The organism is Lysobacter terrestris (assembly GCF_014489475.1).
GTDB classification, from domain to species: domain Bacteria; phylum Pseudomonadota; class Gammaproteobacteria; order Xanthomonadales; family Xanthomonadaceae; genus Agrilutibacter; species Agrilutibacter terrestris.
On record NZ_CP060820.1, the window covers coordinates 2941073 to 2952656 of the forward strand.

The window sequence follows — 11584 nt, forward strand, 5'->3', positions numbered from 1 at the left end:
TCCCTCACAAGCGGATGGTCATATGGACGGCGATCATGTTCCCGAATTGATTCGGTTGGGTGGCTCCTCGGCAGGGCTGGCGCAGGCCCAGGGTATCGCCGCGCAAGCCATGGCAGCGGCGGGCCTGCCGGCGTTTCCGAAGAATGCTTGCGCCGCCAACCTGAGCGCGCTGCTGCAACTGGCGGGCCTCGATTTCCCGATGACTTTCGGGGCAGGCAAGCTCGCATACATGTTGGGCGGAAAGTTCGACAGTCGCCGCTGGGTGCATGTGCGCGCCGGCGATCAGATTGAGGGTGACGTGGGTGTCACTTACGACAACGACACGAGCATTCCCGGGTCCGACCACATCTACCTGGTGGTCAAGCGGGTGGATACGGACCGGATGGTGATTGCCGACAACCAAGCGACGCAACCCCATGAGCGGTTCGTGTCGGGCAAGGGCAAGACGCCGACCGAGTACTTCCTGCGTGCCCCGACGATGGCCTATGTGCTGCGCTCCGTTCCGGAGGCTGTGGAGGTGCCGGACATCTTGCGTCTGGCCGAGGCATCGGACATTGCGCAATACGACTGGAACCAGCGCGGTCAGGCGCCGAAGGGCTACATCAAGGGCATGGCATTGGCCTTCGCGGACGCCTATGCACGCTTGAAAGGCGGTGAAGCTGTTGCCCAGGAAATGGGCCGTGAGATCGGGGAACCGGCTACAGACGCGCTGGCGTGGTACCGGAATCATTTCGCACAGGCTGGGTTTGCTGCGCCGGCTACGGCCAGCGACCGCCTGCGCCAGCTGTTCGTGATGCTGGTTGGACTTGGCATGCGGGAAAGTTCCGGGCGGTATTGCGAAGGGCGTGATCGATCCGCCTCCAACACCAGTGCCAACACGGCCGAGGCCGGGCTCTTCCAGATGAGCTACGACCTGTGCCTGGCATTGCCGAGCCTGCAGCGGTTGATGGAGACGTATGGCAACTCCACCACCTTGGCGGAAGTGTTTCGGGAGGGCGTGCGTTGCAAAGCGTCGGATTGGGAGAATCACGGGCGCGGTCACGGCATGGAGTTCCAGCGTCTGACCAAAGCGTGCCCCGCGTTCGCGGTCGATTGCGCCGCCGTTGCCCTGCGGGCCCGCCGCAAGCACTGGGGGCCAATTAACAAGCGTGCGGCGGAAGTGCGCCTGGAGTGCGATTCGCTGCTGCTAGCCGTCCAGCAGCTCGTGGACGCGGCCTGAGGAGGTTCACGGTGGCGTGGCTAGCCAAGCAACAAGGTGTTTTAAGGAACGATTGTGACTGGAGTGCCCGTGCCAACGCGCTTCCAGATTTCTTCGATCTCGCGATTACTTACCGCGATGCAGCCATCGGTCCAGTTGAAAGGGCGCCACCAGGCGTTGCCGCCGTGAATCATGATGGCACCACCCGGATCTACTTTTTTGTCTTCGGCCTCCGATCGGTCTTGCGCATTCGGGTACGAAATGTGGAGGCCAAGATGGAACTTGCTCTCCGCATTCTTGGAGTCGATCTCGTAGTTCCCTTCTGGTGTCCGTTCGTCGCCATATTGCACTTTGTCGCCTTCCGGATTTGCACCCAATCGCACTCGATACTGCGCAATTACGGCGTCGTCGCGATAGAGGGTGAGCAATCGGTCTGACTTGTCTACGAGTATCCGGGTCGCGCGCTGCTCTTTCGGGAGCAAGTCAGGTTCCCTCGCGTGGCTTCCATTGCAGCCCAGTGCGAAGAAGATGAAGGTTGCATTCATGAGGGGGATTTTCATCAGGGCATTCCTTTGACGCGGACGGACACGCGATGTTGTCGCCAGAGCAAACGCAGACGCATCAGCAATCACGGACAGGATTTTGTCAGCTCACCCGTTTGGGTGGCTTTCGAATGGCATGGGCTCGTCATTTGCGTCGATCGGACCGGCGCTACCGGGGGAAACATGAATCGATTTTCGGTGCTCGTTGCTGCAGGGCTGTTGGCGCCTGCTCATGCGCAAGCGATTGAACCAGCCGCCGTCGGTGCGGACACGTCCTTCAGCTCGTGGCACCTGGATCAGGACCTGTTCGCTTTGGGCCACAATCAGGATCGCAATTACACGATGGGGGTGCGCTTTGTCTGGCAGAACGACGCCGCTCGGCACAAGCTCGCCGGTAAGCTGTTGCTGCCGCTGGTCGATGGTATTGATCCGAGTGGCGCGGGCGCCTACGCGGTTTCGTTCGGCAACAGTGCGTTCACGCCCGACGACCTGCGCCGCTCCGACGTGATTGCCGACGACCGGCCATACGGTTCGCTGTTGTATTGGGGCGCCTCCGTGGTCGCTTCTGACGCAGATGCTCCGGAACGGCAGGCAAGTGCGGCGAAGCTGGTCGTCGGAGTGCTTGGGCTGCCGATCAGTGACTGGGGGCAGAGTGGCATCCACACCGCCTGGCGGCATTTCGCGGGGACCCCGGACCCGTATGACCCAAAGGGCTGGGACAACCAGATTTCGGATGGCGGCGAGTTCACCGCCATGTACCAGCGCTCATGGCTGCAGCGCTTACCGGTGTCATCGCGGTACTTTGATGCGGCCCAGACCGTGGATGCGTACGCGGGCTACTACACCGGAGCGAGTTACGCGGTGGTCGGCAAGTGGGGTCGGTTCTCCAAGGAGACCACGCCGTTCTGGGAAATGATCGGCGACATCGATCCGCAGGCGGATGCCAACATGCTGGCGCAGCTGCAAACTGTACCCGCGCGCTCCGATCAAGGGGCCGTGTACCTGGGTACGGTGGCGAGCACCGGTCTCGACCCCTGGTATCGCATCAAGGAGTGGTACTTCACCGGGGGCGTGCGAGCGCGCTGGGTAGGCTACAACGAACTGCTGCAGGGCGGCTTCCGCGATTCAAGGCACACCCTGTCAGCGGGCGAAATCGAGCGATGGGTCGGTGAGGCCTCGGTGGGTTTCAATCTCACGTTTCCACTCGGCCGGCGGTTGATGCTGACCTGCACGGAGCGCAGCCCCGAGCACAAACTCGCAGAGCGCCGCTCTCATCGTTGGTGCGGGATCAATTTCTACCGGGCTTCGCGCCGGTAGACCGGATTGCCCTGCCGGCCCTGTCGCGTAGATGGTGCAACGCGTAGGGCGGGCTGGAGCCCGTCCTACGCCTGCCCGTTGCTTAGTCGGTAGTGGCGTTCTCCAGATATCGTAGGGAATTCAGGCGGGTTTCTGGGCCGAGGCGGCAGGTCACCGCGTCGGTGATGACGCGGGTGGTCAACGTCAGGTCGATGTCGACGACCACAACGGACAACGCGCAAGCGGCCGTGCCATTGGCGAAGTAGATGTCGACACCGGCAGTCGCTGCGTCTTCCGCATCGGTCGGGAGAGCGCAGATCACGCTGCGATTGACGGTGCTTACGTTGGCGATGCCGTAGGCACTGCGGGTCAGGGCCGTGCCATCGGAGGGCGTGGCGGGTTGGCACGCGGCGCCGGAAATGCCCTTGAAATCGGTGGCCTGTGCAGTTCGGATCGGCGCCATGAACAGGGTCGATATCAGCACGGTGATGGCAGAAACGGCCGCGGCCGCGACTGATGGCGTGCCGCAAAAGATGGAATGGACTTTCATGCTCTGGACTCCTGCATCCGGCGGGCACCTGGCCCCTGCGAAGAGCGGGTACGCAGTGCTTGGTACGGAGAGCGGTAGTGGCAATTACGGGCTGTCGGATTTCGAGTGGCGCGGCCGGATCAGCTCATTGCCGAAAGGCTCCCACCGGACATAGGCTGGGTCGGCTTCATCGGCCCAACGTTCCACGCATCGACGCTGCCGGGTTTATGGCGCCAACCCCGCCTACGGGCTATGGTCTTTTTTGTGTCGACCCTGCGGCGCGTTGCGGTATCTTTCCCGCTCGTCGCAGATCAGATCGAGCCAATGAAGGCCACCGTCGTCGGTTTAATCACCCCGCATGTTCTCAGGATCGCTGACCTCGCCAAGCAGGCCGAGTCAGGCGCCAACGTCGACTGGCACGTGCGGGATGCCGTCGCAAAGACGATCGAAGACCTCGGATCCCAGTACAACGCCCGGGACCTGCTCTCGGCCTACGTGCAGTGGCTGGAGACCGCGGCCCAGGAGGCAGGGCAGGCCCGCATGTTCTATTCCGGCGTGTTGCGTACGGCGGCTGCGGCAGCCAAACGAGAGATCCAGGCGCGCGAGTGAGGAGTCACGCTCCAGGAGCAGCGCTCCGATAGCGGCCTGATTCTTCCCGTACGCCGCAAGAAAAGCCCCGCTCGCGGGGCTTTTTTGTTGGGCGGTGGGATGAAACGGGCGGCGCTCGGGATGTTTCGGGCCGTGCGCCGCCTGTTTCGGGCGGCGGCCCGCAAGAATCTTCCCGTGCGCCGCCCGAAACAGGTGGCCGGCCGGGTTATTTGCCCGGCGGGTGGACAAATTCTGTCCATCGATGGGGCTCGAAGGCTCGACGACCGGGAGGTTCGTGCGGCGGGTGGTGCGAATTTGCCCGGCGGGGCGATCCGGCGTAGATCAGGCGGGCGCCTGTGGGGCCGGCGGCGGTTGTCCCGGGTGCGCTTCGCTTACCCGGGCTACGGTCCTGCTGCGCGGGACGCATCGGCGTCCCGGGTCCGTCACTTCTTGAGCAGCGCCTCGCGGACGGCCCGCATCTGCTCGGCCTGCTGCTCGGCGATCTGCTTGATCAGCGCCTGGTTTTTCCCGGTCACCCAGCCCTCCATCAGTACGGCCTGCACACATCGCTCGCCGAGCTCGGTCTTGTCGTAGCCGTCGCCCTCGGCGTCGCCGCAGGCGACGGACTGGGTTTCGCCCACGTATCTGGCCAGGGCGTTCATGTCGTCCGCCTCGTGCGCCAGTTTCGCCAGTTTGAGGGATGCGTCCGCGTACAGGAGGGCGGGTGCCTTTTCGGCGAATCCGTTCCAGTCGTTGTCGGCGCGCGCGATTGCCCATTGGCGGGTGCGCTCGAAAGCCTCGATGGCCTTGCCGCGAATGGCGTCCTTATCCGTGCCGTCCTCCAGCATCCCGGCGTAGTGCTCGCCCAGTTCCAGTTCGAAGTTGCCGGCGTCGACGCCGTTCAACCGCTGCTGGTTCATGGCCTTGGTGTTCTCGCGCATCTGCTCGACGGCGCCCAGGAAGCCCTGCGAATGCCGGCGGTATTCCGCGATGGCGGCGTCCGCGCGCGCGGCGTTGCCGTCTTCCAGTTCCAGCAGCGCGGCCTGGCGCTGCAGGTCGAGGAGCTGGACCCGGAGGTAGGCGTTCGTGTCGCCCGGCGCGAGCGTCTCCAGTTCCTTGAGCGCCGCGTCCAGTTCCTTGCGCGCGGTGGCGCTGTCGTCGTCTTCGCGCAACACCGCCGCCAACGTCGATTGCTTTTTCAGGCGCTCCACGGCCAGGAAGCTGCGGACGTCCGGGGTGGCGTCGCTCGCCGCTTCGGCGGCCCGATAGGCGGCGATGGCCTCCCGGCATTTCGTGACGACGTCGGCCGATGCCCAGCGTTCGCTGCACCCGGTCATGCCGCTGGCTTTCGCGTACAAGGTCTTGACCTCGCTCGGGGCCGGATCGGCGGACGCGGGCGAAGTGGCAACGAGAAGCACGGCCGCAAGCGCGGCGACGCGTGGAGTCATGTGGTTTTCCCCTGTATGCGGGCGCGTTGGTCCCGGGGGGCAGTCTGGGAGGGGCACTGTGGCAACGTCAACCGCTGGCCGGAAGGCGGGCTTGAGCCCGCCCTAATCCGCATCCCCAACGCGCGTAACCACCGCGATCCAGTTGGTTTCCCAGGTGCGGCCACCGTCTTCGGAATAGGCCTGCTCGAACCGTGCCGAGTCGGCATTGAGTTGCGTGATGACGAAGCGAACGAGGATGGCCTTGCCGTCGAGGTCCTCCTCGCCGTAGAACGCGCCATGCCCGTCATGGAACCCCCCGTGGACCGGGCGGGTCAGCGCGCCGTTGCGGATGCTGGCGTAGTGCAGGCTCCACTGCCGGGCCTGCGGGTTGTACAGGCGCAGGCTCGCGCCTTCGATCTTTCCGGTAGGGCCCGCCACGCGCAATTCGACCAGGTTCGCGCGTCCGTCCAGCACTTTGCGCACGACACTGGTGCCGGCGTAGTCGACCCATTCCTTCGATCCGGACAGGGGTTTGGCCAGCCGGCGCAATTCGGTCTTCCACGTGCCGATTCCCCAGTCGAAATCCTTCTGGCCGTCATCCGATGCGACGGTGGAGGCGGCGTGCGACGGCTGCGCCGACGCATTCAGTGTCAGCAGTGCCATCGCGAGGCAGGCACTGCCGAGCCAGGTGCGCGCGGTGTTTTGCATCGTCTCGTCCTGTTTCGCATGATGCGGGCAGGATGCGAGTGCGAGGGCAGCATGAACAAGAAGGCACCTGCAGGTAACCATGCGCGGCCCAATCCACTGGGAGGGTGCCCGTTGGCGGCAGCGTTCACCGCGATCGGCGGCAAGTGGAAGCTGACCATCCTGTACTGGCTCGCGCACGGTGAACTGCACTTTGCTGGCCTGAAGCGTCGCGCCGCGCCGATTTCAAGCAAGGTGCTCGCCCAGCAGCTGCGCGAACTCGAAGCCGACGGCATCGTCGATCGCACGCCGACCGGTGCAGTGCCTGCGCCGGTGATCTACCAGCTGACGGAGTACGGACAGACCCTGTTGCCGATCATCGGAACCGTGCGGGTGTGGGGCGAAGGCCATCTGCTGCATTCAGGGGCGCGGCGGCGTTCCGATGGCATGGCGTGTGGTGTGGAGATCCAGCGGCGCGGTTGAAGCAGGGCGCGGCGGGATTGGCTTCACTGCCCCAACGCTTCATGTGCCGGTGCTGCTGGGTTGATGGGGGGCAACCCAGCCTACGGGTGATCGCCGTGGCTGAGACGCGAGACGGGGCGGGCTGCACTTGCCTCAACGCCAGTCATCGATCACGAAGCAATCGGCGCGGTTGTAACCGGGCGCGTTGTCCAGTTGCATGGCCACGCCCTGCATCATCGTCCTGAAGCCGCGGTCGAGCATGCGGCGGTAGGCGTCGTGGCGCGAGGTGTTCACGCCGGCCACCAGCTTCTCCATGCCGTTGGCGTGCGCGAGGGCTTCGCTGGCGGAGAGCAGGCGTTCGAAATGTGCGGCTGCGTGCGCGCCAGGACGCGCGGCGCCGAACTTGACGTAGGCGCTGCCACTGCCGGCTTCGCTGCCCTTGCCGAGGTGGCACACCGCGAACGCGACCAGTTCCGTGCCGTCGTAAACGAGAGCCGTGTCGCCGATGCGCTGCGAGCGTGCGGATTCGATCTCGCTGGTGGGATCCAAACCGGGATGAACCGCGTCGGCGAGCGCGCGGCACGCGGCGAGGGCGGCGCTGCGCGAGGCGTCGTCCAGCACGGAGTAACGCTGCCAGGAACCGGCATCCGCGGTGGAAGCCACTGCCTTGGCCATCACCGGCGTCAGCTGCTGTGGCCAGAAGCCATGGCTCTGGTAGAGCCCGACATGCTTGGTGCTGTGCGGGAAGGTGAACAGCGCGACGTGGGGCACTCCCCACTGGTCGAACAGCGCCATCGTTTCGGCGAGCAGGCGGCGCGCGATGCCCTTGTCCCAATGCTCCGGATGCACCGTGAGCGGACCGAAGAATCCGAAACTGCCCCAGCGCGTGGCGAAGTTGGAGCCGACCAGGGTGCCGTCGATGTACGCACCGAGCGCGGCGTCGGGTGCGGCGCGCCAGCGCGTGCAGACGTAATCGCTGTCGCCGCCGAACGCGAGCGGTTCGGGCAGACCGATGAAGGTGCCGAAGGCGAGGCGGAAGATGCGATCGGCCTGCGGCAGGTCGATCTCGCGCAGGGGAGCGATGTCGACGGGGGAACGGGCGATATCCATGGAATGACCTCGTGGGGGATTCAACCAGCGGCGGGCGATTTGCGCGCCGCCTCGATCAGGGCGCGGATGGCCCAACGCTTCATCTTGCGGGCCTCGGCATCGTCGAGTTGCAGCACGTCCTTGCACACCACCATGGCTTCGGTGCCGATGATCAGGGCGAGGGCGTGTGCCAGGTGCTTCAGTGCCGCCGGCTTGAACTGGTTGCGCACCGGCGACAACGCGGCTTCGATCAGCGGCGAGCGGCGGTTCTGGCGCGCGGGCAGGGCGTCGTCGTTGCCGTCGATCCCACGCTGCAGCGAATGCACGAGCATGGTGCGCAGCTGCGCTTCGTGGGCGAGGATCATCGCGTGCAGGGCGTCGTCCACGCGCTCGACGCGGGCGACGGCGTCTTCGCGGGGCGCGCGCTCGAACAATGCATCGGCCTCGGGAACGGCGACATCGAGGGCGGCTTCGAGCAGCAATGCGTCCACCCTGGGGAAGTAGCGGTATGCGGTGGCGCGCGACACCATCGCGGCCTCGGCGATCTCTTCCAGGCTCGGCTTGCGGCCCTGGCGCACCAGTTGCGTTGCGGCCTGCAGCAGGTCCTTGCGCGTGCGTCGACGCTGGTTGGGGCGGCCTTGCGGGGCGGTGTCCATCGCTGCCTCAATCCTGGGGCAGCTGGTGAAGGATGGCGGTGAGGTCCAGCCACACGTTCTCGCGCTTGATCTCGCCATTGCCGGCGAACTCCATCACATGCAGCAGCCGGAATTCGAGCGGGCGGTTGCGGCCGTCGAGGCCGAACGGGCGGCCGGCGGCGCGGCCGCGCCACAGCGATTCGTCGACGAGGAAGTCGTCGCCGTACAGGCGCCGCAGCGTTTCCACCCTGCCGTCGGCCAGATCGGCGAACAGGTGTTCGTAGAAGCCGCGCGCGCCGTCGCGGCCGCGCGTGGGGCCGGTAGGGGAGCCAACGATGTCGTGCTCGACATCCGCGGCGAGCGTCGCCAGCACGCCCTCCACGTTGTCGCTGGCTTCGAAGCCGAAATGCTCGTCGATCTTGCGGTCCATGTCGGCGCGGGAGAGGGTCATGGCGGTCGCTCGGGGAAAGGGTTGGCTGATGCTAATGAGACAAATATCTCATTAGCAATAGCGAGTCTCATGTTTCCGACGGGCGGCGGATGGGGTCGGGCCGGCCATCAACGCGGGCAGGCGCCCTGCGGCGGGCAATGGATGCCGCCACCCCATCGGGGGATTACATCGTTGGCCGCCATCCACGCACCTGGATTTTCCAAGGGGACGTGTCGTGACATCCGCTTGCTGCGCGGTTGGCGCTGGCGCGGAACGCATGCACGGGCTGGCCTTGGGCCAACGGCCGATGCGTTTCTCCCTCTGCCAGATGTCTGGCCCATTCCCGAGGAGTTCACCGTGAAATCCATCTTGTTCGCGGCAGTCATCGCGCTCGCGCTGGGCGCGCCGGTCCACGCGCAGGAAGCGCTGCCCTATACCGAGGGCGCGGTGGTGGAGGTCACCTCGGTGGACATCATGGATGGCGAGTTCGACCACTACATGGAATACCTGCAAACCAAGTACAAGCCGAGGATGGAGGCGCAGAAGAAGGCCGGGATCATCCTCGACTACGGCGTCTACCAGAACCAGACCGGCAAGGACGAAGACGCGGACCTGTACCTGGTGGTGTTCTATCCGAACATGGCGGCGCTCGACGGCCTGCGCGAGCGGGTGGATCCGCTCATGACCAAGGTCAGCGGCGAGTCGGTGTCGCAGGCCAATACGGCCTTTGCGGCACGCGGCAAGATGCGCAACATCATGGGGAACGAGTTGTTGCGTGAGTTGAAGTTGAAGTAGGCGGCCATGGCGGCGCATCCCCGGTGCGCCGCTGCGGCATGCAGGTCGGTACCCGCTGGTGCCATGACGAGAACGCCCGCGTCTGCGGGCGTTTTCATTTTCATTCGAAACCGGAACCCGCGATCGCGATGCACGCGCCGGATCGGGGCCACTCCAACCTGCCAACCGCACAACGGTTGACGGCGCGTCCTGCCGCAACGCAGCAGTACGTGTGATGGCGCTCCCGTTTTCGATGGCGACGCCGGGCAGGCGAGGAACCGCCGTGTTCACCGGCTCCGCCGGCTTTTTACCGGCAAAACCGCGGGCAATCCCGGCGCGGACGGGCATGCCGCGGAGGTAAGTACGAACACTCATTGCCCGCCGGCGAGATTTGTCGTTACGGTTCCAGTCGACCGGCGTTCTGCCGGTCATTCCTGGCATGCATGGATGCGCCCGCTCCGGGGTTGGGCCACTGGGGCGTGCGCCGGGTTGTGCAAACCACCTTCAAAATTCCACCGGGGAAAAATCCTGATGTCGAAGTCGCACAAGTTGCACCAGCACGCCCTCGCCACGGCCATGGCCCTCGCGTTGACCGCCGGTTTCGCCGGCTCCGCCGCTGCTGCCGGTCGCGTGGATACCGCTGGCCTGGGGGCCGCGGACCAGACCAGTTTTGATCGCTTCATCGTCAAGTACCGCACCGGCACCAGTGCCGCCGCGCAGCAGGCCAACCTGGCCAACGCGGGCAAGGGCAACGCCAAGGGCCTGTCCGTCGGCCACCTGCGCACGCTGTCCGTAGGCGGCGACGTCGTCCAGGCCAGCCGTGGGCTGGATCGCGTCGAAGCCGAAAGCCTGATGCGCCAGATCGCCGCCGATCCGAACGTCGAGTACGTCGAGGTCGACCGGATGATGAAGGCGCTGATGACGCCGAACGACACCCACTACGGCACCTACCTGTGGGGCATGCAGACCAGCACCGGCGGCATCCGCGCCGACCAGGCCTGGAACACCACCAACGGCAACGGCGTGGTCGTGGCGGTGCTCGACACCGGTTACACCGATCACAGCGACCTGGTTGGCAACATCCTGCCGGGCTACGACTTCATCTCGAGCAAGACCGTCGCCGGCGACGGCGGCGGCCGCGACGCCGACGCGCACGATCCGGGCGATTACTACCGCAACCAGAACTCCAGCTGGCACGGCAGCCACACGGCCGGCACGGTTGCCGCGGTCGGCAACAACGGCCAGGGCGTGGTCGGCGTGGCCTACGGTGCCAAGGTCGTTCCGGTGCGCGTGCTCGGTCGTGGCGGCGGCTACACCTCCGACATCGTCGACGGCATCACCTGGGCGTCGGGCGGCACCGTCTCCGGTGTACCGGCCAATGCCAACCCGGCCGAAGTCATCAACATGTCGCTGGGCGGTGCCGGTGCGTGCTCCAGCACCTACCAGAACGCGATCAACGCCGCCGTCGCCCGTGGCACCACCGTGGTGGTGGCCGCCGGCAACGACAACGCCGACGCTTCCGGTTTCACCCCGGCCAGCTGTGGCAACGTGATCACCGTGGCCGCGACCAACAAGAGCGGTACCCGCGCCAGCTACTCCAACTACGGCAGCCTGATCGACGTGGCCGCCCCGGGTGGCGACAGCCCGGACTGCACCACGCTGATCGTGTCCACCGGCAATGCCGGCACCAGCGGCCCGACCACCGAGAATTACCTGTGCATGGCGGGTACTTCGATGGCGGCCCCGCACGTGGCGGGTACGGTCGCGCTGATGCAGGCCGTGCGCACCACGCCGCTGACCCCGGCGCAGGTGGAGTCGATCCTGAAGAGCACGTTGCGCACCTTCCCGGGCAGCAACGACAAGCCGATCGGCAACGGCATCATCGACGCCGCCGCGGCCGTGTCGGCCGCAGCGACGTACTGATCCGCTG

At 65.6% G+C, this 11584-nt stretch carries 12 protein-coding genes and 1 pseudogene; 6 read left to right on the plus strand and 7 right to left on the minus strand.

The annotated features are described in order from the left end of the window. Positions 1–22 precede the first annotated feature (22 nt). On the plus strand, positions 23–1219 hold the full coding sequence (locus H8B22_RS13750) for a hypothetical protein (protein ID WP_187711954.1): 1197 nt from the start codon (positions 23–25) through the stop codon (positions 1217–1219). A 41-nt stretch (positions 1220–1260) separates the two neighbouring features. Here H8B22_RS13750 and H8B22_RS13755 read toward each other — a convergent pair whose 3' ends face one another. Further along, the gene (locus H8B22_RS13755) at positions 1261–1758 is read right to left on the minus strand and encodes a L,D-transpeptidase family protein (protein ID WP_187711955.1); all 498 of its coding nucleotides are present in this window, start codon (positions 1756–1758) and stop codon (positions 1261–1263) included. Positions 1759–1923: 165 nt separating this feature from the next. Between H8B22_RS13755 and H8B22_RS13760 the strand changes: the two genes are divergently transcribed. Then, the gene (locus tag H8B22_RS13760) at positions 1924–3057 is read left to right on the plus strand and encodes a lipid A deacylase LpxR family protein (protein ID WP_187711956.1); all 1134 of its coding nucleotides are present in this window, start codon (positions 1924–1926) and stop codon (positions 3055–3057) included. A gap of 82 nt (positions 3058–3139) precedes the next feature. Here the strand turns inward: H8B22_RS13760 and H8B22_RS13765 are convergent, their stop codons facing one another. After that, the gene (locus H8B22_RS13765; protein WP_187711957.1) at positions 3140–3586 is read right to left on the minus strand and encodes a hypothetical protein; all 447 of its coding nucleotides are present in this window, start codon (positions 3584–3586) and stop codon (positions 3140–3142) included. A gap of 303 nt (positions 3587–3889) precedes the next feature. On the opposite strand from H8B22_RS13765, the gene H8B22_RS13770 reads away from it, so the two are divergent. Next, positions 3890–4174: a hypothetical protein gene (locus H8B22_RS13770; RefSeq protein WP_187711958.1), complete on the plus strand. Its 285-nt coding sequence runs from the start codon at positions 3890–3892 to the stop codon at positions 4172–4174. Positions 4175–4596: 422 nt separating this feature from the next. Here H8B22_RS13770 and H8B22_RS13775 read toward each other — a convergent pair whose 3' ends face one another. Beyond that, positions 4597–5601 carry a hypothetical protein gene (locus H8B22_RS13775; protein WP_187711959.1) on the minus strand — a complete coding sequence of 335 codons (1005 nt, stop codon included), beginning with the start codon at positions 5599–5601 and terminating at the stop codon, positions 4597–4599. 102 nt (positions 5602–5703) lie between these two features. After that, positions 5704–6288 (minus strand): hypothetical protein, encoded by a 585-nt coding sequence (locus tag H8B22_RS13780; protein ID WP_225876218.1) that lies wholly within the window; start codon positions 6286–6288, stop codon positions 5704–5706. Between the two features lie 111 nt (positions 6289–6399). On the opposite strand from H8B22_RS13780, the gene H8B22_RS13785 reads away from it, so the two are divergent. Continuing rightward, entirely contained in the window at positions 6400–6747 is a 348-nt protein-coding gene (locus tag H8B22_RS13785; protein WP_225876219.1) for a winged helix-turn-helix transcriptional regulator, read from the plus strand. A gap of 132 nt (positions 6748–6879) precedes the next feature. On the opposite strand, the gene H8B22_RS13790 is transcribed toward H8B22_RS13785, so the two are convergent. From H8B22_RS13790 to H8B22_RS13800, 3 genes are read right to left on the minus strand one after another with little or no spacing between them, the layout of a single operon-like run. Further along, positions 6880–7836: a GNAT family N-acetyltransferase gene (locus H8B22_RS13790; protein ID WP_187711960.1), complete on the minus strand. Its 957-nt coding sequence runs from the start codon at positions 7834–7836 to the stop codon at positions 6880–6882. A 20-nt stretch (positions 7837–7856) separates the two neighbouring features. Then, positions 7857–8471 (minus strand): TetR/AcrR family transcriptional regulator, encoded by a 615-nt coding sequence (locus H8B22_RS13795; RefSeq protein ID WP_187711961.1) that lies wholly within the window; start codon positions 8469–8471, stop codon positions 7857–7859. 7 nt (positions 8472–8478) lie between these two features. Beyond that, a complete protein-coding gene (locus tag H8B22_RS13800) occupies positions 8479–8901 on the minus strand; it encodes an ester cyclase (RefSeq protein ID WP_187711962.1) in 423 nt (140 codons plus the stop codon). Positions 8902–9237: 336 nt separating this feature from the next. On the opposite strand from H8B22_RS13800, the gene H8B22_RS13805 reads away from it, so the two are divergent. Together H8B22_RS13805 and H8B22_RS13810 are read left to right on the plus strand one after the other, a co-directional pair. Then, on the plus strand, positions 9238–9675 hold the full coding sequence (locus tag H8B22_RS13805; RefSeq protein WP_187711963.1) for a hypothetical protein: 438 nt from the start codon (positions 9238–9240) through the stop codon (positions 9673–9675). A 555-nt stretch (positions 9676–10230) separates the two neighbouring features. Further along, a pseudogene (locus H8B22_RS13810) lies at positions 10231–11565 on the plus strand (S8 family peptidase); the annotation flags it as partial. Between the last annotated feature and the right edge of the window lie 19 nt (positions 11566–11584).